Annotated in this window: 19 protein-coding genes; 9 read left to right on the plus strand and 10 right to left on the minus strand. The window is 66.0% G+C overall.

The window, feature by feature from the left end; genetic code table 11:
• Positions 1-12: 12 nt before the first annotated feature.
• The 3 genes from EPN51_RS14085 to EPN51_RS14095 all read left to right on the plus strand — a co-directional run bounded on the left by EPN51_RS14085 (position 13) and on the right by EPN51_RS14095 (position 3247).
• Positions 13-1467, plus strand: a complete 1455-nt coding sequence (locus EPN51_RS14085) for an aldehyde dehydrogenase family protein (protein WP_293043558.1) — start codon at positions 13-15, stop codon at positions 1465-1467.
• Positions 1468-1733: 266 nt separating this feature from the next.
• On the plus strand, positions 1734-2381 hold the full coding sequence (locus tag EPN51_RS14090; RefSeq protein ID WP_293043560.1) for a heme-binding protein: 648 nt from the start codon (positions 1734-1736) through the stop codon (positions 2379-2381).
• A gap of 29 nt (positions 2382-2410) precedes the next feature.
• The gene (locus EPN51_RS14095) at positions 2411-3247 is read left to right on the plus strand and encodes a class I SAM-dependent methyltransferase (RefSeq protein ID WP_293043562.1); all 837 of its coding nucleotides are present in this window, start codon (positions 2411-2413) and stop codon (positions 3245-3247) included.
• A 3-nt stretch (positions 3248-3250) separates the two neighbouring features.
• On the opposite strand, the gene EPN51_RS14100 is transcribed toward EPN51_RS14095, so the two are convergent.
• Entirely contained in the window at positions 3251-4261 is a 1011-nt protein-coding gene (locus EPN51_RS14100) for an NADP-dependent oxidoreductase (protein WP_293043564.1), read from the minus strand.
• Positions 4262-4336: 75 nt separating this feature from the next.
• On the opposite strand from EPN51_RS14100, the gene EPN51_RS14105 reads away from it, so the two are divergent.
• Both EPN51_RS14105 and EPN51_RS14110 read left to right on the plus strand, forming a co-directional pair.
• A complete protein-coding gene (locus EPN51_RS14105; protein WP_293043566.1) occupies positions 4337-5011 on the plus strand; it encodes a hypothetical protein in 675 nt (224 codons plus the stop codon).
• A gap of 32 nt (positions 5012-5043) precedes the next feature.
• Positions 5044-5889, plus strand: a complete 846-nt coding sequence (locus tag EPN51_RS14110; protein WP_293043568.1) for an SAM-dependent methyltransferase — start codon at positions 5044-5046, stop codon at positions 5887-5889.
• 14 nt (positions 5890-5903) lie between these two features.
• Here the strand turns inward: EPN51_RS14110 and EPN51_RS14115 are convergent, their stop codons facing one another.
• Entirely contained in the window at positions 5904-6752 is an 849-nt protein-coding gene (locus EPN51_RS14115) for a glycoside hydrolase family 16 protein (RefSeq protein WP_293043570.1), read from the minus strand.
• 253 nt (positions 6753-7005) lie between these two features.
• Here EPN51_RS14115 and EPN51_RS14120 point away from each other — a divergent pair, with 253 nt between their 5' ends.
• Together EPN51_RS14120 and EPN51_RS14125 are read left to right on the plus strand one after the other, a co-directional pair.
• The gene (locus EPN51_RS14120; protein WP_293043572.1) at positions 7006-7212 is read left to right on the plus strand and encodes a hypothetical protein; all 207 of its coding nucleotides are present in this window, start codon (positions 7006-7008) and stop codon (positions 7210-7212) included.
• A 132-nt stretch (positions 7213-7344) separates the two neighbouring features.
• A complete protein-coding gene (locus EPN51_RS14125) occupies positions 7345-7800 on the plus strand; it encodes a hypothetical protein (RefSeq protein WP_293043574.1) in 456 nt (151 codons plus the stop codon).
• 39 nt (positions 7801-7839) lie between these two features.
• Here the strand turns inward: EPN51_RS14125 and EPN51_RS14130 are convergent, their stop codons facing one another.
• Positions 7840-8481, minus strand: a complete 642-nt coding sequence (locus tag EPN51_RS14130; protein WP_293043576.1) for a carboxymuconolactone decarboxylase family protein — start codon at positions 8479-8481, stop codon at positions 7840-7842.
• Positions 8482-8685: 204 nt separating this feature from the next.
• Complete coding sequence (locus tag EPN51_RS14135) at positions 8686-9378, minus strand: cutinase family protein (RefSeq protein ID WP_293043578.1); 693 nt, start codon at positions 9376-9378, stop codon at positions 8686-8688.
• Between the two features lie 125 nt (positions 9379-9503).
• Here EPN51_RS14135 and EPN51_RS14140 point away from each other — a divergent pair, with 125 nt between their 5' ends.
• A complete protein-coding gene (locus EPN51_RS14140) occupies positions 9504-10166 on the plus strand; it encodes a class I SAM-dependent methyltransferase (RefSeq protein ID WP_293043580.1) in 663 nt (220 codons plus the stop codon).
• A 13-nt stretch (positions 10167-10179) separates the two neighbouring features.
• Here EPN51_RS14140 and EPN51_RS14145 read toward each other — a convergent pair whose 3' ends face one another.
• The 3 genes from EPN51_RS14145 to EPN51_RS14155 are packed head-to-tail and all read right to left on the minus strand — an operon-like array spanning position 10180 to position 13245.
• Entirely contained in the window at positions 10180-11256 is a 1077-nt protein-coding gene (locus EPN51_RS14145) for a prenyltransferase (protein WP_293043582.1), read from the minus strand.
• On the minus strand, positions 11243-12001 hold the full coding sequence (locus EPN51_RS14150) for a class I SAM-dependent methyltransferase (protein ID WP_293043584.1): 759 nt from the start codon (positions 11999-12001) through the stop codon (positions 11243-11245). The genes EPN51_RS14145 and EPN51_RS14150 overlap by 14 nt, the downstream gene beginning before the upstream one ends.
• Positions 11995-13245 carry a glycosyltransferase family 4 protein gene (locus tag EPN51_RS14155; RefSeq protein ID WP_293043586.1) on the minus strand — a complete coding sequence of 417 codons (1251 nt, stop codon included), beginning with the start codon at positions 13243-13245 and terminating at the stop codon, positions 11995-11997. Before EPN51_RS14155 ends, EPN51_RS14150 begins: the two co-directional genes overlap by 7 nt.
• Positions 13246-13503: 258 nt before the next feature.
• Between EPN51_RS14155 and EPN51_RS14160 the strand changes: the two genes are divergently transcribed.
• The gene (locus EPN51_RS14160; protein ID WP_293043588.1) at positions 13504-14307 is read left to right on the plus strand and encodes a DUF1906 domain-containing protein; all 804 of its coding nucleotides are present in this window, start codon (positions 13504-13506) and stop codon (positions 14305-14307) included.
• A gap of 156 nt (positions 14308-14463) precedes the next feature.
• On the opposite strand, the gene katG is transcribed toward EPN51_RS14160, so the two are convergent.
• From katG to EPN51_RS14175, 3 genes are all read right to left on the minus strand, one after another.
• A complete protein-coding gene (gene katG, locus EPN51_RS14165; protein ID WP_293043590.1) occupies positions 14464-16704 on the minus strand; it encodes a catalase/peroxidase HPI in 2241 nt (746 codons plus the stop codon).
• Positions 16705-16754: 50 nt separating this feature from the next.
• Positions 16755-17195: a Fur family transcriptional regulator gene (locus EPN51_RS14170; RefSeq protein WP_293043592.1), complete on the minus strand. Its 441-nt coding sequence runs from the start codon at positions 17193-17195 to the stop codon at positions 16755-16757.
• Between the two features lie 112 nt (positions 17196-17307).
• On the minus strand, positions 17308-18534 hold the full coding sequence (locus EPN51_RS14175; RefSeq protein ID WP_293043594.1) for an Ig-like domain-containing protein: 1227 nt from the start codon (positions 18532-18534) through the stop codon (positions 17308-17310).
• Positions 18535-18563 lie beyond the last annotated feature (29 nt).

Consider the following 18563-nt stretch of genomic DNA (forward strand, 5'->3'; position numbering starts at 1 on the left):
GAAGGGGATCAGATGACGGTGCAGGCGGTACTGGACGACATTCGCAAGCGCCCAGGAGCGGGTGATGTCATCGCGGTCATCGATCCCGCGACCGAGGAGACGATCACCGAATTCACCGACTGCGGGCAAGAGGCCGTCGACGACGCCGCCGCGCGGGCGAAGGCGTCGTTCGAGTCGGGTGTCTGGTCGGAGCTTCCGGGACGCGAGCGGGCCAAGATCTTGTGGCGAATCGGGGACTTGATCGACGAACACGCCGAGGAATTCGCCCAACTCGACTCCCTGAACACCGGCATGCCGTTGATGCAGGCCCAGTTGCAGATGTCCACCTGTTCGGAGTTCTTCCGCTATTACGCCGGTTGGTGTTCGAAGATCAACGGCGTCGCCTACGACGTGAAGACCGACGGTATCGCGACCGACAACTACGTCAACATGCACGCCTACACGCTCAAAGAGCCGTACAGCGTGGTGGGCCTGATCTTCCCGTGGAACGGCCCGATCTTCAACGCCAGCGCGAAGCTTGCGCCGGCTCTGGCCGCGGGCGGCAGCCTGCTCGTCAAGCCCGCCGAGGAGACACCGCTGTCGGCGCTGCTGCTGGACAGGCTCATCCACGAGGCCGGCGTGCCCGAGGGGGTCGTCAACCTGCTCACCGGTTACGGCCACACCGCGGGCGCCGCGATCACCGCGCACCCGGATGTGCAGAAGGTCGCCTTCACCGGCTCGACCGAGGTCGGCAAGGAGATCGTGCGCGCCTCGGCCGACAACCTGAAGAAGGTCACGCTCGAACTCGGCGGGAAGTCGCCGGTGCTGATCTTCGACGACGCCGACCTGGACAAGGCCATCATGATGGCGTCGCTGGGCATCTTCGTGCACTCCGGCCAGGGCTGCGTGTGTGGTTCGCGGATCTTCGTGCAGCGCGGCGTGTTCGACCGCGTCGTGGAAGGCATTGCGATGATGGCGAATTCGTTCAAGCTGGGCGCCCCCAGCGAGGAGGGCTGCATCAGTGGCCCGCTGATCAGCCAGAAGCAGCTGACCCGGGTCATGGGCTTCATCGACGAGGGCAAAAGCGACGGCGTGGAAGTGGTCACCGGCGGCCACCGCCTGGACCGCAAGGGCTACTTCGTCCACCCGACGGTGCTCACCAATGTCGACACGAGCATGCGGCTGTACCGGGAGGAGATCTTCGGGCCGGTCGTCAGCATCCTGCCGTTCGACGATGAGGACGAAGCCGTGGCCCTGGCCAACGACACCACCTACGGCCTGGCGGCCACCGCGTGGACGGAGAACCTCGGTCGGGCGCACCGGATCATGAGGCGGTTGCAGGCCGGCAGTGTTCAGGTCAACTGCCAGCTGGTCTTCGACCACGATGTGCCGTTCGGCGGCTACAAGCAGTCCGGCTGGGGTCACGAGTTCGGTAAAGAGGGCCTGGAGATCTACCTGAAGACGAAGTCGGTCTGGGCTCAGCTCTAAATCCGTCGTGTCACAACGAAAAGTCCCGGACCGCAAGCAGGTCCGGGACTTTTCCGACGCCCGCCGCGAATCGGCTACCGATCCCAAGCGTCGCGTGCGACGACGGCAGCATTACCCCTGCCTCGGTCCGGATGGCAAGGGTCGGGTGGCACCGTGATCGGGGAGTGAGCTCACTTGCGGCACCGGGGCGCGGGTGGGTCAATGCAGATGGACGCCCACGATCGCCGGGGGATCGCGTCCGCCGCTTGACTCGAGGGAGGTTCCCCATGATGAATCCGATCAAGCTCGCCGAGCAGGTCGCCGAATCGGTCCTGGCGGTGGGCGGCATCCGGCTGGGCACCGAGGAGCCCCAGTACACACACCGCCGACTTACCGACACCGTCGAGATCCGCCGCTACGGTCCGCGGATCGCCGCCGAGACGGTTGTCGACGCCGCCGAGGACAACGCCCGCAACGAAGGGTTCCGGCGATTGGCGGGATACATCTTCGGCGGTAACCGGCGCGATCAATCGATCTCGATGACGGCACCGGTCAGCCAGCAGTCGAGCCGAGGCGGCGAGCGGATCGCGATGACCGCACCCGTCGCTCAATCCGCCGGCGTCGAGCGTGGCTGGACGATCCGGTTTTTCATGCCCGCCAAGTGGACGATGGAGACCCTTCCCGCGCCCAACGATGATCGGGTCCGTCTCGTCACAGTGCCGCCCGCGACCGTGGCGGTGCTGCGATTCAGCGGTGACCGCAGCGCCAATGCGGTTAGCGCCCGCACCGGCGAGCTGTTGACGATATTGCGGGACAAGGGGATTCAACCGACCGGCGATTCCGAGGCCTGGTTCTACGACCCACCGTGGACGGTTCCGATGCGGCGTCGCAACGAGATCAGCGTCGCCGTCGATCCGGCCTCCGTGCCCGACTAGCCGGACCGGCACGGTTACGGTTTGGCGTGATGAATCCTCGAGACAAACCGCACGTGGATGCCGGGCTGCTGACCGGCGTCTCGGAAACGGCGCTTCTCACCCTGTACGGACGGGCACACCAGGCCGGGCAGCCGGACCCGATCATCGACGACCCGGCGGCCGTCAGCCTCGTCGAGTCCATCGACTTCGACTTCGAAAAATTCGGCCGCAAGGGCCAGGAGATGGCGCTGCGCTCGCTGGCTGTCGACCAGTGCGCGATCGACTACCTGACCACGCACCCCCGGGCGACCGTCGTCGCGCTTGCCGAAGGCTTCCAAACTTCCTTCTGGCGCCTGGACCGTGCACTGCCCGACCCGCAATTCACGTGGGTCTCGGTGGACTTGCCGCCGGTCGTCGAATTTCGACAGCGCCTGCTGCCGTATTCGGCGCGTATCACCCACCTCGCGCAATCCGCGCTCGACTACGGCTGGATCGACAAGGTCGACGCCGACCACGGCGTGTTCATCACCGCCGAGGGCCTGTTGATGTACCTGCAGCCCGGCGAGGCGCTAGGACTGATCGCCCAGTGCGCCAAGAGCTTCCCCGGCGGCCAGATGTTCTTCGACCTACCGCCGACGATCGTCAAGCGCATCGCGCGGAACGGGCTGCGTTCGTCCAAGCGCTACCGGGTGCCGCCGATGCCGTTCAGCCTCTCGGGGCGTCAACTGGCGAAATGGGCGCAGACCACGCCCGGCATCCGCGCCGTACACGATGTGCCGATGCCCAAGGGGCGGGGCGTGTTCTTCGGAACCCTGTACCCCGCGTTGTGGCGGTTCCCGCCGATGAAGCCCTACCGCGGGATCTACGCCCTCCTCGAATTCGGTTGAGCCTCAGCCGACCTTGACCACCAGCTTGCCGACGTTCTTGCCGTCGAACAGCATGTTGATCGCCGTCGGCAACTGCTCGAACCCCTCGACGATGGTCTCGAGGGGCGTGAGCTTTCCGGCCTCGATCAGGCCGGCGATCTCGCCGATCGCCTCCGGTGCGCGCCCGAAGTGATCCAGCACGATGAAGCCCTGCACGGTGGCGCGCTGAATGAGCAGGTTGCCGAATGCGCGCGGACCCGGCGGGGGGTCTTCGGCGTTGTAGCCGGAGATCAGGCCGCAGAGCGCGACGCGGGCGCCGATGTTGAGGCGCGCGAAGACCGCGTCCATCAGATCGCCGCCGACGTTCTCGAAGTCGACGTCGATACCGTCGGGCGTGGCCGTCGCCAGTTGGGCGGCCCAGTCGTTCGCACGATGGTCGACGGCCGCGTCGAAGCCGAGCTGATCGGTCAGTAGCGCGCATTTCTGGGGCCCGCCGGCGATGCCGACGACACGAGCGCCGGCGGCCTTGGCGAGCTGGCCCGCTATCGAGCCGACCGCGCCGGCCGCCGCGGAGACGACGACCGTCTCACCGGGCCGCGGCTTGCCGATGTCACGGATCCCGATCCACGCGGTGAGCCCGGTCATGCCCAGTGCGCCCAGATAGGCGCTCGGCGAGATGCCTTGCGCGACGTCGACCGGGTTCACCATCGCCGTGTCGTCGAGGAGCGCGTACTCCTGCCAGCCGAGCAGGCCTTGCACCTGCTGGCCGACCGCGAATCTGGCGCTCTTGGACGCGACCACCTCACCGAGCCCGGCGGCGCGCATCACCTCGCCGATCCCGACCGGGGGCAGGTACGTCGGGGTGTCGTTGATCCACATGCGGTTCGTGGGGTCGAGCGAAATCCAGTCGACGCGCACGAGCGCCTGGCCATCACCGAGCTCGGGGATCGCCTCCTCGCTCAGTTCGAAAGTGTTCGGGCCGATGCGTCCGGTGGGTCGTTCGCGAAGCAGGAAGCGATGGTTTCGTCCGGTCATTAGCGCACCGTACCCTCAGCGCACACGGGCGTTCTACGCTGCACAAAGGGGGCCGCTCTACCGGAGGTGCGCTCGATGAAGGTGATGGCGCGAGTTGTCCTGGTATCGATCACCGCGATCGCGGTGGCCGCTTTCGTCCAGCCCGGATCCGCGTTCGCCGATGCGCCGCCCACCCAGGTGATCGCGGTGATGGCCGTCGGGCCCGCCGGCGAAGCGATCAACGGCTACCACGTGTTGTCCGGGCCGGACAGCGTCGGGCAAGCCAGCGACTGCTCGGAGCCGTCACCGTCGGCGGTGGCCGACAACGTCTACTACTGTTCGCCGAGCGCGGCCGGGGCCGGCACCTGCTGGCCATCCACGCCGGGATCGCTGCTGTGCGTGGACAATCCGTGGGACAGGCAGCTGCACCGGGTGACGTTCGACGGTCGGCTTCCGCCCGTGCGCGCGACCGCCAACCCGGACCCGTTCGCGCTCACCCTCGACGACGGCACCCGATGCCTGCTGCGCAACGGCGGCGCGTGGGGTGGGCGGGCCGATGGCTACGTCGGCGTCTACGGATGCGGCGGCCCCGGCGGCGAACTCGCCGTGCTGTGGCTGCCCAGCCAGGGCGCCGGATCCTGCATCGACCGCTCCTCGGCGGCATGGACCGTCAAGGTCGGTCGCCTCGGCGCACCGGACGCCGTCCTGCCGCCGCCTGCGACCCGCGCCGTCACCGAGGCCTGGCTTGCCGGGGGCAGGGCTGGGCAGTAGGGCGGCGCCCCGGGGCTGCTATAACGCAACGTATGTCAAGCGACGCGCACACCATCACCCATGTTTCCGACACCGCCCGGTGGACGGCGTTGCACCGGGCGACCGAATCGGCCCGCCCCGATGCGCTGTTCCACGACCCACTGGCGGAACGCCTCGCCGGTGCACACGGTCGCGCGATCGTCGACAACGTTCGCTGGACGGATCGCAGCGGTTTTTGGCTGGTCGCGCGCACCAAGCTCATCGACGACGCCATCGCCGACGCGCTCACGAACGGCTGCGACCGGGTGCTGAATCTGGCCGCCGGCCTGGACACCAGGCCCTACCGCTTAGACCTCCCACCCGATCTCACCTGGATCGAGGCCGATCTGCCCAAGTTGCTCGAGGAGAAGACGCAGGTACTCGGCGATCAGATCCCGCGCTGCCGGCTCCACCGCATAGCGGTTGACCTCGCCGACCCGCCCGCCCGAGACACCTTCTTCAACGAAGCGCTGGATGGCGCGACGAAGGCCTTCGTGCTGACTGAGGGTCTGTCGATGTATCTGGAGACCTCCGACATCGCGGCGCTTTCGGGTGCGATCAAGCGACCCGAAGTCGCCTGGTGGATGCTCGATTTCGCGTTTCCCGGCCTGAGGAAGCGGATCAATAAGAATATGGCCGGAATTGCGGCGAACGCTCCGTTCAAATTCGCGCCCGAGAACGGGCTGGCCTTCTTCGAAGACCTCGGCTGGCGCACTGTCGAAGCGGAATCGGTGCTGGCCGCCGCCCACCGGTTGCACCGCCTACCGATCTGGATGCGCCCACTTGCCTGGCTGCCTCGGCCGGATTTGCGCCGTCCGGGCGGCAGATCGTCGAGTGCGATTGCCCTGCTCACCCACTGACGGCGGCTCGGCTCCTACCAGACGCGAATCCAGTCGATGAGCATGTCGGCGGGGTAGCTGCCCGGGCCCGGGTCTTCGCCACCCGAGCCGGCGACCGCGAGGTTGAACACGGGATACGCCGTGTACCCGGGCGCGCTGAAAGGCCAGTCCGGCAGCGAGCTGGCCGGCACGTCGAAGTAAGGCGGCGCGCCGTCGGTGTAGTCCTTCCAGAACCGGATGCCGGCCTCGTCCCACTGCGTGCGCCAGGTATGCCAGGCGCTGTCCACCGCGATGTTGTGCGTCTTCCATTCGCCACCGTTGGCCTTGGCGTGCACCGTCGTGGCCGACGGCCATTTGCCGTTGCCGTACCACTCCATGACGTCGATCTCGCCCTGGTCGTCGTTGCCCAGCCAGTAGGCGGGCCACGCGCCCGCGGTCAGACAGCCCAGCTTGATCCGGGCCTCCCAGGTGTGGCCGACACCGCCGCGCCACCGGCTCTGCACCTTGCCGCTGTAGTAGGTGGGGCCGTCCTTGGCGGCGCGCAGGACCAGATTGGACTTGCCGTCGAGGAACACGTTGCGGCGATCATCGCGGTACTGACCGATGTTGTCGGGCCGCTCCCAGTAGGTCGGATCCTTGATCGTCTCGCGGGCTTTGGCCACCGCCCATTTGGACGCATCGGGTGCCGAACCGGCCGGACCGTCGAATTCGTCGGAGAAGACGTAGGTCCCGGACTGGCCGCTGGGCGCGGCAGGCGGCGGTATCCGACCGGCGGGTTCATCCCGTCCGCCCGGGTGGGCCCAGGTTTTCGGGGCCGGCAGCGCGGCTGCCAGCACGCCGATTCCGGTTGTCAGGATCATGCGGCGGCGATCGATCTCCGGCATAAGCAAGGGACCCTAGCAGCCAACCGTGAAGACGATAAAACGGGAATTGTCGGAGCCCGCCGCTATCGTTTGGATCGCGGCCGGTCCAGCACGGGCCGCGGCACGGCAGTGGCACCCGGACATGTTTTAGGAATTCACGGCCAATTCTCATCCTGACGGATGGTTTGGTCTCAGGATTCGGCGGGCATTCTGGAATCACGATCCGATAACCACTGTCCTAGCATTTGCGGGTGGTCTGAGAGGAGTGACGATCGTGGCGAATACCCAAGAAGGCACGGTGGTCGTCCTTCGCTCCCATCCGGTATGGGCCGCCGCCCAACGTCGCGAACGCGAACGCAGCGAAGCGATGCGTCGCCACCCTTCGTATCGCGCCCGTCAGCGCGCTGCGGCCTCGGGCAGTGCCGTCATTCCGCTCATCCGTAACTTCAAGGCTTACTCGAGCGGCAACACCCCGGCCTGATCCCCGTCCGATCGGCGTCCAAGGGTTCTTGAACCCAGGTGAAGCGCTCAATACCGTAAATCCCGAGTGAGGTATTTACACGCATTCCCATAACTACTACCATGTGTAGTAGTTATCCGGTGGGAGAAGTCGATGCCCAATAACTGGAATGCGGTGGCAACGCACCGTTCGGTAATCGCGGCGATGATCGGTTTCGTCGCGGCGTTTGCACTTCATGGGATCGACCATTTTCGGCGGGGCACGACGGCGTCGCCGCCGGCGGTCATGGTTGGCGGGACGATTCAGGGATTGATCGTCGCGGTCGCGCTCGTGCTGGTATTGCGCAATCACCCGTGGGCAGCCCGGGCCGCAATCGTCGTCGGATTCGGTAGCGCGATCTTGTTTGCCTACGCGCATGTGCTGCCTACTTTTCTTCCTGACTTCCAGGACAGCTTCACGTCGGGACCGCGGATCAACGTCACCTGGTTCTCCTGGCTCACCGCCGCCGGCGAAATCGGGGCAGGACTGATCCTCGGTTTTGTCGGCCTCAAAGCGAGGCGCCGGCCGGTGATCGATCCGCCTGCCCAGCTCCGTCACGAAATTGTCTAGCCGCCGTTACCCGCGCCGGGGACCGGGTCGCCGCGATGGTCAGTCACGCCCGGACGTCGCGGCGCCGATGTCGAGCACACCGCCGCCTGCCGGATCGACGACCTCGACGGTCGGGTCGTCGACGTCGTCAAATTCCAGCCGCAATGCCCGGGACATGATCGCGTGCATCACGTACATGGTTGTGGTGTAGGTGAATTCGAGGATCTCGGCGTCGCTGAAGATCTCCCGCAACTGGGTCATCAGCCGTTCCGGAACCCGGCCATGCTGTCCCGCAAGGCAATCCGTGTAGGCCAGCAGCAGCCGCTCGGTCTGGTCGAAGCAGTCGGCGGTCTGCCAGGACGGTACGGCCGCGATCTTGTCCTCGGATAATCCCGCCGACCGACACGCTTTGCAGTGTTGCGAGAAGACGAACTGGCTACCAACCACCCAGCCCGCGCGGATCTGGCCCAGCTCGCGGTGATCGGCCCGGATGGAAACCTCTTCGCGGTACAAGCGGAAGCCACGTACCGCGTGGCGCAGGGTGGCGGGGGATTGCGCCATCACCGTCCACCAGTTGCCGGGTGTGCCGCCGATGGTGCCCGGCTCGGCCACCGGATCACGATCGCCGAACATGACGTCGTACATCTTCAGCGTGAATTCGTCGCTGACCTCACTCCGCGGGATCGGCTTCAGACGCGGCATCGCGTCTCCTCTCAGCGGGCGGCACGAATCGGGCCCACACAGTCGGCGTTGGATCGTGTTCGATCTTAGGTTCCACCGTCGCGTCAACACAGCTCGCAGCAACCGCGGCTGGTGAGGGTCCGGGCAGCGGATTCGCCGCCGCCTGGGTGCGCCGCGCGGCCCGAACGTGCGCGAGGCCGCCGTCGACGATCGACTACCGGTCGATCAGAGCTTGCCTGCGACGAAGTCGGCGGCCTGATTGGCCATGCCCGCGTCGATGTAGGCGCCGGCGAGATGCTGTGGCCAGTTCTGCTTCCATGTGTTCGGGTCGGCGGGATTGCAGATCGGGTCGGCGCCATGGCACAACTCGATGGTCCGGTCGTTATAGGTCGGGTTGAGGTTGGTGATCGGGCCCGCCCATTGGCTTCCGTTGCCGAACAATGCGACCGCGGCGATGTGTTGATCGATGCCCGGCGGCAGCGGGCTATCGAAGCCGAACGCGCTGATGGGCGCGGCGAGCACGACGTCGGTGACGGCCGCGCCAAGGGAGTAGCCGCCCAGCACCAGCCGGGTGTCCGGGCAATTGTTGACCACGTCCTGGATGTGGTGGCTCATATCGTTGGCACCCTGGGCGACCTCGGTGTCGGCGGGGTAGCGCACGGCGTAGGCGTCGACGGTTCTGTTCACCTTGGATCGCAGGGCGCTGATGAACGCATTGCCCAGCACGCCCGGCCCGGGTGATTCATTGCGGCCGCGGGCGAACACGACCTGCACCGGCGGGCAGCTCGCGGCTGCGGCCGATGGCGCCGCGGCCGGCGCCCCGGGCGGAAGCACCGCGGCAGCCGACATCAGGGCAGTCGCGGTTGTGACCGCGGCAAGACCGACAGCACCGGATCTACGGATAAGCAGGGCGCGCACGCCCATGATGGTAAAGCGATCTCGCCACGCCCGCTGGGCAGTCGCCAAGCCAACCTCGTGTGATCGCTCAGCGCGAACATCGACCAGTGTGGCTGCGGCGTCGATCCAGGCGATAGGTTCGGCTGATGGATCACGTCGACTCGAGTGTGCCCGAGCGCTTGTTCGCACTGGCCGAACAGGTACGAGGTTTCATGCCGGCCGACGAAGGGCGGGCGTTGTACGACGCGGCACTGCGGTATCTCGATGGCGGTACCGGCGTCGAGATCGGCACATACTGTGGCAAATCCACCCTCTTGCTGGGCGCCGCGGCGCAACAGACCGCGAGTGTGCTCTACACGATTGACCACCACCACGGCTCCGAGGAGCATCAGGCTGGCTGGGAATACCATGACGCCGAGTTGGTGGATGAGGTCACGGGCCTGTTCGACACACTGCCGACGTTTCGTCGCACCCTCGATGCCGCTCAGTTGGACGAGCACGTCGTCACCATTGTCGGCAGATCGCCGCTGGTGGCACGGGCGTGGCGGACGCCGCTGCAGTTCCTGTTCATCGATGGCGGCCACAGCGAAGACGCCGCGAACCAGGACTTCGACGGATGGGCCAGGTGGGTGGCCGCCGGTGGGGCGCTCGTCATCCACGATGTGTTCCCCGACCCCAGGGATGGCGGGCGGCCACCGTATCACATCTACTGTCGTGCAATCGATTCCGGTCAGTTCCGGGAGGTAGCGGCCAGCGGATCGCTACGGGTACTCGAACGTGTCAGCGGCCGGCCGGGGGAGCAGGTTTAGCGGAAATCTCCGGTTACCGGCCCGGTCCCGTAGCGACGCATTCGCAGTCGAAGTCGGTCTGCAGGCCCATCGGCAGCGCGTCGCCGCGGAAGATCCCTGCGCCGGCGGTCGCGTTCGACAAGGCATCTGCCGCCAAGATCATCGCGGCGCCCGTCCAGGTGGTCCGCTCCTCGGGCCACCGTTTCCCGTCCGCGAAAACCAAACCCGTCCAATAGGATCCGTCGTCCTCGCGCAGGTGTTGCATCGCGGCGAACTGGCGGTGAGCAGCTGACCGCTGCCCGAGGGCATCCAGCGCCAGCACCAGCTCGCAGGTCTCGGCACCGGTTACCCACGGACGATCGCCGACACATCGGATGCCCAGACCATCGACCACGAAGTCATCCCAGCGCTGCTTGATGCGCGCGACCGCCGCCGGACCCCGCAAGGCGCTGCCGAGGATGGGGTAGTACCAGTCCATCGAGTAGCGCTCTTTTTCGGTGAACGCCTCCGGATGGTCGGTGATGGTGTGGCCCAGTCGGCCCAGGGCCAATTCCCACTCCGGCTGCGGATCCCCGACGAAGGCCGCCAGCGCGAGCGCGCAGCGGATGCTGTGAAACACGCTCGAGCATCCGGTCAGCAGGGCTTCCGGCAGCAAGCCGGCTTCGCTTCGAGCCCAACCGATCTCGCCGTTGCCAACCTGCATGTCGATGACGAAATCGATCGCTTTGTGCACCACCGGCCACATCTCGGCCGCGAACGACTCGTCGCCCGTCACCAGTATGTGGTGCCACACGCCGGCGGCAATGTACGCGCAGAAGTTGCTGTCGCTGTTCGCGTCTTCGATCACGCCCGCCCGGAACTGGATGGGCCAGGAGCCATCGGATCGCTGGGCGCGGCGGCTCCAGTCGAAGGCCGCCCGTGCCGGCTCCAGCAGGCCGGCGGTGGTGAGTGCCATCGCGCACTCCACGTGATCCCACGGATCGGTATGCCCGCCCTCGAACCAGGGGATGGCTCCCGAGGATTCCTGTGCGGCGGCAACAGACAGCGCGGTCTGTCGACACTGCTCGGGACTGAGTGCCCCCGCAACCGCTGGCAGGTTAGACCGATGCAACTGAATATCCCACAGTCGCTTGGCTTTCCGCTTTCTGCTGTTTGACGAAGTACATTGCCACGCTCTTGCCCACCAGCGGGTTGAGCACCGACTCCGCCAGCTGCGTGATCTTTGGCCGCTGCATCAGGTCCCAGACCAGAAGTTTGTGGTAGGCGGTCACCGCACGGTGGTCGGTATTCGAGACGCCCACGGCGCATTTCAGCCACCAGAAAGGGGAGTGCAGTGCATGTGCGTGATGGGTATGGGTCAATTCCATTCCGCCATCGAGGATCTTGCCACGCAATTCACTGGCCCGGTAGATACGTACGTGGCCGCCCTCGTTGGCGTGGTATTCGTCGGACAGCAACCAGCACACCCGCTCGGGTAGCCAGCGGGGCACGCTGACCGCCAGCGTGCCACCGACTTTGAGCACCCTGATCAGTTCGGCGATGGCGATGTCGTCTTGCGGTATATGCTCCAGGATCTCCGAGGCGATGACACAGTCGAATGTCTGATCGGCGTAGGGCAACGTGAGCGCATCCCCGGCAACCACCTTCGCCAATGCTCCGGCCGGCGCCTCGCCGGTCTCGGCCATCGCGCGCAAAATCGTGTCGACCGACCGCAATTCGGCCTCGTCGCGGTCGAAGGCGACAACGTCGGCACCACGCCGATACGCTTCGAACGTGTGCCGCCCGGCACCGCAACCCACATCGATGACCTTGCACGACGGCCCGATTCCCAGCCGGTCGAAATCGACTGTCAGCATGGCGTCGCGCCCCGCGCGTGGCGTGCGATCGACCGCTCGTAGACCCGAACGGTTTGGGCTGCCACAGCCTCCCAGCTGAATACGTCGACTGCGCGTGTCCGTCCCGCCTTGCCAAGGTTGCGGCGCTTTTCCGGAGAATCCAAGAGCTCACCGAGCGCGTGGGTCAGGGCGTCGACGTCGGCGGGCGGGACCAGCTCGGCGCAAGCACCGTCCGTCCCAAGGACTTCCGGCAGTGCGCCCACCCGGCTGGCGACGATCGGCGTGCCGCTCGCCATAGCTTCCACGGCCGGCAGCGAAAATCCTTCGTAGAGCGACGGAATGCAGGCCACCTCCGCGGACGCGAACAAAGCAGCGAGCTCGGCATCGGAAAGCCCACTGGTGATGTGCACGATGTCGGAGATTCCGAGTTCGGCGATGAGCTTGTGGGTCGGGCCGTTGGGTTCGACCTTGGCGACCAGCCGCAACTCGAGATCCCGGACGGTACGCAGCCTCGCGACCGCTTGCAACAGGGTACGGACGCCCTTCAGCGGCGTGTCGGCGCTGGCGATCGCGATGATTCGACCGGGTTCTCGTGGGCCAGATCCCGGTTTGAACAGCTCGGTATTCACCCCGAGCGGCACCACGTGTAGCTGATCCGGCGAGACGCCGAAGTCGCTGATGATGTCGGTGGCCGACGACGACGAGACCGTCAACAGGTCGGGGATGTGACGGGCGACCTCTTGCTGCATACCCAAAAACCCATACCATCGGCGCACCAACGGTTTTCGCCACCATCGCGCCGCGGCCAGATCCAATACCCGATCGCGGGTGATCGGGTGGTGCACGGTGGCCACCACCGGCAACCCCGCGCCGGCGATGCTGAGCAGCCCGGTACCCAGGCTCTGGTTGTCGTGGACGACGTCGAAATCGGCTGTCCGCTCGGCCAATAACCGGGCGGCGCGCATCGTGAACGTCCGCGGTTCGGGAAAGCCGGCCGTCCATGTGGTGAGCAATTCCAAAAGGTCAATGGAGTTGCGAATCTCGCTCGGCCGCGGTACCCGGAAAGGGTCGGGCTCCCGATAGAGATCAAGGCTCGGAACTTCGGTGAGCCGGACCCGAGGGTCGAGTAGGTCGGGATACGGCTGCCCGGAAAACACCTCGACGTCGTGACCGAGTTCCACCAGGCCGTGGCTGAGATGGCGCACGTAGACGCCCTGTCCGCCGCAATGGGTCTTACTACGGTAGGACAGCAAGGCAATTCGCATACTCAACTCTTCTTTGCTGGAAAACGACCGCGGAAGGGCGCCGAATCCATCGCGGTCAACGGGTTCCCGAACTCCGTGGCAGCAAACTGGACATGTGTCCAAACTATAGTTCGATCACCTAAGCGAGCGCAACGAGCCTGAAATCCACCGTCCCGCGTGTAGCCGGCCCCCCGGGATGTCCGACACGCAAAAATTGTCTGGCACTCGGGCGCTGACCGGCCACAATGAGCGGCTCAGGGGTTTTGCTACCATCGCGCGGTGCGGGATTCGGCTGCACCGGCGGGACACACGCCGCGATCTGCTTCCAGACGCGACGTCCTCAAATACGCGTTCGCCCCGGCGCTGCTGAGCCTGGCCGCGGTGGGCGCGATTACCGACGGGCCGAAGGCGGCAGCTGCCGGCCTGACGCTGATCGATTTCGCCGAAAAGAGGATCGCGCCGGAGGAGATCAAGGCCGCCGGATACGGCGGGGTGGTCAATTACGTATCGGAGTCGCGGCCGGGCGCGGACTTCGAGGCCAAACCCATCACCCGCCAGTACGCGGACTCGTTGCGCGCGGCCGGCCTTCAGATCGTCAGCAACTTTCAATACGGCAAGCCGGGTTGGCCCGACCCGTCGGACTACACGCGCGGGCACGACGGCGGCGTGGCCGATGCCCAGACGGCGCTGCGGCTGCACGCCGCGGCCGGGGGACCGGATTCGGCGCCGATCTTCTTCAGCATCGACGACGATATCGACGTCGACACCTGGAATAGCGTGGGCGTCGACTGGTTTCGCGGGATCAACTCGGTGCTGGGTGTCGGTCGCACCGGCATCTACGGGCATGCCGGGGCGTGCGGGTGGGCGATCCGGGACGGCGTCATCGGAAATTCGAGCACGCCGGGGCACCGGTGGGCGTGGCAGACGCGATCGTGGTCGCACGGGGAGCGTGAACCCGCGGCGGTGCTCTACCAGGCGGTGGTCAACAGCCCGTCGAACCCGAGTCCGCTGCTCGGCGGGATCAACGTGGACGTCGACGATGTCCTCGCACCCGACTACGGGCAATGGGATTTGGCTCGCTGATCGCGCCGATCCGGCGAGCTGCCTCACGGCGACCGCTTGAAACCGCCGTCCAGATTCAGTGCACAAGCCCGACGCTCGTTGGCAGTGATCTGCTCACCCACCGAAGCGATATCCCGCGAGCCATCGGCTCGCGGGATATCGCTCACGATCCGCGTTTTACTTGAGGTCGAACCGGTCGTTGTTCATGACCTTGACCCAGGCCGCGACGAAGTCCTCGACGAACTTCCCCGCGTTGTCGTCCTGGGCATAGACCTCGGACAGCGCACGCAACACGGAGTTCGATCCGAACACCAGGTCGTTGGCGGTGGCCGTCCACTTCACCTGGCCCGAAGAGCGGTCGACTACCTCGTAGACGTTCTCCGCCGACGCCGACGCCTTCCACTCGTTACCCATGTCGACGAGGTTGACGAAGAAGTCGTTGGTCAACGCGCCCGGCTTGTCGGTGAACACCCCGTGCTTGGTGCTGCCGTGGTTGGCACCGAGGGCACGCAGACCCCCGACGAGCACGGTCATTTCCGGACCGGTCACGCCGAGCAAGTACGCCCGCTCTATCAGCAGCTGCTCGAGCGGCGCCTTCTCGCCGGGACGGATGTAGTTGCGGAACCCGTCGGCCCGCGGTTCGAGCACCGCGAAGGACTCCACGTCGGTGCTCTCCTGCGTGGCATCGGTACGCCCGGGCGCGAAGTGCACCGCGATCTCGTAGCCGGCGGCCTTGGCCGCCTTCTCCACGGCCGCCGAGCCCGCCAGCACGATCAGGTCGGCCAGCGAGATCTTCTTGCCGCCGGATGCCGAAGCGTTGAAGTCCTGTTGGATCTTCTCCAGCACCGGCAGCACCTTGTCCAGCTCGGAGGGCTCGTTGACCTCCCAGTTGCGCTGGGGCTCGAGACGCAGCCGCCCGCCGTTCGCTCCGCCGCGCTTGTCGGTGTTGCGATAGCTCGCCGCCGCCGACCAGGCCGTCTTGACCAGCTGCGGAATGGACAGCCCGGAGTCGAGCACCTTCTTCTTCAGCGCCGCGACGTCCTTGTCGTCGACCAGCTTGTGGTCGACGGCGGGGACGGGGTCCTGCCAGAGCTGCGGCTCGCCGATCCACGGCCCCAGGTAGCGGCTGACCGGGCCCATGTCGCGGTGCAGCAGCTTGTACCAGGCCTTGGCGAAGGCGTCGGCCAGCTCCTCGGGGTGGTCGAGCCAGCGCCGGGTGATGTCGGCGTAGATCGGGGACTCCCGCATCGAGAGGTCGGTGACCAGCATCGTCGGAGAGCGGCCCGGCCCGCCGAACGGATCGGGGATGGTGCCCGCACCGGAACCGTCCTTCGCGGTGAACTGCCACGCCCCGGCGGGGCTCTTGGTCAGCTCCCACTCGTGGCCGTACAGGGTCTCGAGGTAGGAGTTGTCCCACTTCGTCGGCGTGGGTGTCCAGACGACCTCCAGGCCGCTGGTGATGGCGTCCTTGCCCGAACCGCTGCCGTAGGAGCTCTTCCAGCCCAGCCCCTGCTGTTCGATGGGGGCGGCCTCCGGCTCGGGTCCGACCAGATCGGCGTCGCCCGCGCCGTGGGTCTTGCCGAAGGTGTGGCCGCCGACGATGAGCGCGGCGGTCTCCTCGTCGTTCATCGCCATCCGGCCGAACGTCTCGCGGATGTCGATCGCCGCGGCGATCGGATCGGGCTTGCCCTCCGGGCCTTCGGGGTTGACGTAGATCAGGCCCATGGTCGTCGCGCCGTAGGGCTGCGCGAGATCGCGTTTACCGGAGTAGCGCTTGTTGGTGCCCAACCATTCGTCCTCTTCGCCCCAGAGGATCTCTTCGGGCTCCCAGACGTCTTCGCGGCCGAAGGCGAAGCCAAAGGTCTTGAACCCCATGGATTCCATTGCCACGTTGCCGGCGAGGACGATCAGGTCCGCCCACGAGATCTTGTTGCCGTACTTCTGCTTGATCGGCCAGAGCAGCCGGCGGGCCTTGTCCAGGCTGACGTTGTCCGGCCAGCTGTTCAGCGGGGCGAAGCGCTGCATGCCCTGGCCGGCGCCGCCGCGGCCGTCGTGAATGCGGTAGGTGCCCGCGGAATGCCAGCTCATGCGGATGAACAGGCCGCCGTAGTGGCCGTAGTCCGCGGGCCACCAGTCCTGCGACGTGGTCATCATCGAGATCATGTCGGCCTTCAGCGCGTCGACGTCGAGCTTGGCGAACTCCGCGGCGTAGTCGAAGTCGTCGCCGAGCGGGTTGGACTGCGGCGAGTGCGGGTGCAGCCTCGAGACGTCGACCTGGTCGGGCCACCAGTCCTGGTTGGTCAGCGGGGCATGGGCCTTCGGCTCCGGTGAAGGGATTGCTGGGTTTTCGCTTTCGCTCTTGCTGGCCGTCCCGGTGTCTGGTTGGGGTGGGCGGCTACCGGATGTATCAGATGACACAGCATTCCTTTCGAGGGTGGGTGAATCGGGCTGCGATCACGGGCTGTGACCTAGGAGCCTGGAGTCGAACAATCGGCGCACAGGCCCCAGTAGATGACTTCGGCCTCGTCGAGAACGAAGCCATCAAGAACGTTGTCGTCGTCCGACGGTGTCAGGCAGGGCGCGTCACCGACGGCGCAGTTGATGTCGGCGATGATCCCGCAGGACCGGCAGACGACGTGATGGTGGTTGTCACCGACCCGCGACTCATAGCGCGCGACCATTCCCAATGGTTGGATGCGCCGGATCAGACCCACCGTGGTCAGCGCGTTGAGAACGTCGTACACGGCTTGGCGGGAAACATCGGGCAGCCCCATCCGGACCATCGAGAAGATCGTCTCGGTGTCGGCGTGCGGGTTGGCGTTCACGACTTCCAGCACGGCAACCCTAGGTCGGGTCACCCGCAGATCGGCCATCCGCAACCTGGCCGCGTACTCGTGCGTCGATGACACCGCACCAATATGACGCACTTATCTGGAACGAGTCAAGAGTTTCTTGTGAAGTGGAGCACAATTCTGGGTGACAAATGAACTGGGTCACTTTTACGGCGGCGTCAGGCGAGCGTCACGTGGGCTTGAGCGCGCTGCCTTTGCGCCACTGGTCCCAATCGAGCGTCCAGTCGCCGTTCTGGGCCAGCGCCAGCGGCGGCCCGCCGCTGTTATGGACCTCGACCACGTCACCGGGCACCGAAAAGTCGTAGAACCACTTCGCGTTGTCGGCGTTGAGGTTCAAGCACCCGTGGGAAGTGTCGCGGCGCCCCTGGGCCCACACCGTCGCTTCGAGCTCGTGCAGATAGATGCCGTCCGTGCTGATCTTGGTGGCGTGGTTGATGGTTTCGCGATAGCCGAGCCGGGAGTTTTTAGGCAACCCGAACGTCGAGGAGTCCATGACCACCGGATTGCCCTTGTCGAGCACGGTGTAGACCCCGGACGGGGTCCACAGTGAGATCTTGCGCCCGCCGACGTCTTCGGTGCCGCCCATTCCCATGCTGGTGGGCATCGTGCGCACCAGCGCTCCGTTGTCGAAGACGCTCACCTGTTTGGTGGCGTCGTCCGCGATTGAGACATGCGCATCACCGATCCGGAACGAGACCCGGGTGTCGTCTTGCCCAAAGAGCCCGTCGCCCAAAGCGATTCCGTAGATTCGCGCCTCGGCGGTGATCTCCGTCCCCGGAGCGTAGTAATGCTCTGGCCGCCAATGTGCATTTTGGCCGTCGACCCAGAACCACGACCCCTGGACTTTCGGGGCGGTGGTCACGGCCAGGTGTCGCTCGGCGGCGGCCCGGTCGGCGATCTGCTCGTCGAAGTGCGCGACGATGACTGTTCCCACACCGTAGGCGCCGCCGTCTCGCAGCGCGGACTCCGCCGTGGTGGTGAACGACACCTTGGTCTGGTTGGACGGCTGCAACGTGGTGAATGTCGAGACTTGTTTGGCCGCAACACCATTGGTGCCGCGGCTGGTGATCGTCAGCGTGTAGGTGCGCCCGTAGCCCAACGGAACGGTGGGCTTCCACACCAGGTTGTCCGGCGTCATGACGCCCTGGACCGAACTACCGGTCTCGTTGACCATGTCGACGCCGGCCAGGGTGCCCGCTTGGGCCTTGACCATCACCGGGGCGACGGGGTCCACGTCGTGCGCATCGGGGCCGGGTGTGAACGTTACTTGCGCCGGCCCGGGCGTTGTCGCGACGGTTCCGGAGTGACGATCCCGCGAGGCGATCTGGATCGCGCCGACCACCCCGACGACAACGAACACGGCCAGCAGGAGCCGGTGAGACCAACTGATTGTCATGGTGTGCACCTGATAACCCGCGGCGTGCT

It is taken from the genome of Mycobacterium sp. (genome assembly GCF_004298145.1).
Classification (GTDB): domain Bacteria; phylum Actinomycetota; class Actinomycetes; order Mycobacteriales; family Mycobacteriaceae; genus Mycobacterium.

Excerpts from the sequence above, each read along its gene's own strand:
- EPN51_RS14085 (WP_293043558.1), top strand. The coding sequence starts at position 13 with ATGACGGTGCAGGCGGTACTGGACGACATTCGCAAGCGCCCAGGAGCG.
- EPN51_RS14155 (WP_293043586.1), bottom strand. The coding sequence starts at position 13,245 with ATGCGAATTGCCTTGCTGTCCTACCGTAGTAAGACCCATTGCGGCGGA.
- EPN51_RS14105 (WP_293043566.1), top strand. The coding sequence starts at position 4,337 with ATGAAGGTGATGGCGCGAGTTGTCCTGGTATCGATCACCGCGATCGCG.
- EPN51_RS14150 (WP_293043584.1), bottom strand. The coding sequence starts at position 12,001 with ATGCTGACAGTCGATTTCGACCGGCTGGGAATCGGGCCGTCGTGCAAG.
- EPN51_RS14140 (WP_293043580.1), top strand. The coding sequence starts at position 9,504 with ATGGATCACGTCGACTCGAGTGTGCCCGAGCGCTTGTTCGCACTGGCC.
- EPN51_RS14090 (WP_293043560.1), top strand. The coding sequence starts at position 1,734 with ATGATGAATCCGATCAAGCTCGCCGAGCAGGTCGCCGAATCGGTCCTG.
- EPN51_RS14175 (WP_293043594.1), bottom strand. The coding sequence starts at position 18,534 with ATGACAATCAGTTGGTCTCACCGGCTCCTGCTGGCCGTGTTCGTTGTC.
- EPN51_RS14130 (WP_293043576.1), bottom strand. The coding sequence starts at position 8,481 with ATGCCGCGTCTGAAGCCGATCCCGCGGAGTGAGGTCAGCGACGAATTC.
- EPN51_RS14125 (WP_293043574.1), top strand. The coding sequence starts at position 7,345 with ATGCCCAATAACTGGAATGCGGTGGCAACGCACCGTTCGGTAATCGCG.
- EPN51_RS14115 (WP_293043570.1), bottom strand. The coding sequence starts at position 6,752 with ATGCCGGAGATCGATCGCCGCCGCATGATCCTGACAACCGGAATCGGC.
- EPN51_RS14095 (WP_293043562.1), top strand. The coding sequence starts at position 2,411 with ATGAATCCTCGAGACAAACCGCACGTGGATGCCGGGCTGCTGACCGGC.
- EPN51_RS14110 (WP_293043568.1), top strand. The coding sequence starts at position 5,044 with ATGTCAAGCGACGCGCACACCATCACCCATGTTTCCGACACCGCCCGG.
- EPN51_RS14100 (WP_293043564.1), bottom strand. The coding sequence starts at position 4,261 with ATGACCGGACGAAACCATCGCTTCCTGCTTCGCGAACGACCCACCGGA.